Genomic DNA, 993 nt, shown 5'->3' on the forward strand with positions numbered 1-993 from the left:
ACCAGCCGCCTGGCCTTCCAATACCGCTGACTCCAATAGGGATTGTTGAGCGACGACTGCATGACGCCACTACTCACCGACGCATGCATAAATTCATCCCCACCCATATAGATTCCCACGTGGCGATTGCCCGGTCCGGTTTTGAAGAACACCAGGTCCCCACTTCCAGTTCGTTGCGGGCCACAGGCTCGCCTTCCTGCATCAGGGCGGAGGTGGTGCGGGGGACTTTCATGTTCAGCTGCGAAAGGAAGGTGAGATAGACGAAGCCAGAACAGTCCACGCCTTGCGTGCTGAGGCCACCGTATTGATAAGGCACGCCCTGCCAGTCTTCTTTCTGGGCGAGCAGGCTGTCGAGGATCAGGGTCTGCCGGGGCGGCAGCTCCTGCGGGGTTTCCGCTATTTCAGGTTGTGGGGATTGCCGTTCGGCGGGCACCAGGCTGCAGGCTGCCAGGCTGGTTAATACCAGGAGCAGGCAGGGAAGCCGGACAGGAATGGCGGTATAGCGGGGCATGGCGTGATAGTGATGGCTGACTTAAGGAGTCAGGCAGCCGGGCGGCGGGAAGGTTCCATAAGAACCATCTTGATGCAGGAGCGCCACTTGAGGCGCGATCCCGAGCTTTGGCGAGGGCATTCAACCGATCCTTCGCTTTGGCTCAGGTTCGCGCCTCAAGTGGCGCTCCTACAATGGGTTCGCTGTTAGGCCTGGGCCAGCTCGTCGCGCATTTGCTGGATGACGGTGGCGTAGTCGTCTTTGCCGAAGATGGCGGAGCCGGCCACGAAGGTGTCGGCGCCGGCGGCGGCGACTTCACGGATGTTCTTTTCGGAGACGCCGCCATCCACTTCCAGGCGGATATCGTAGCCGCTGGCGTCGATCAGCTGGCGCACGACGCGGGTCTTGTCCAGGGTGGAAGGAATGAATTTCTGGCCGCCGTAGCCCGGGTTCACGCTCATCAGCAGGATCATGTCCAGCTTGTCCATCACGTATTCCAGGCA

The 993-nt window shown here is 60.6% G+C and carries 1 protein-coding gene and 1 pseudogene; both read right to left on the reverse strand.

All coding sequences use genetic code 11. The annotated features are described in order from the left end of the window. Positions 1 to 511 (reverse strand): annotated as a pseudogene (locus A3730_RS33000) (NlpC/P60 family protein); the annotation flags it as partial. Positions 512 to 696: 185 nt separating this feature from the next. Next, positions 697 to 993: ribulose-phosphate 3-epimerase (locus A3730_RS04555; RefSeq protein ID WP_369819039.1), on the reverse strand; the 297-nt coding region annotated here is incomplete at its 5' end.

The sequence above is a fragment of the Alcanivorax sp. HI0044 genome (genome assembly GCF_001634945.1).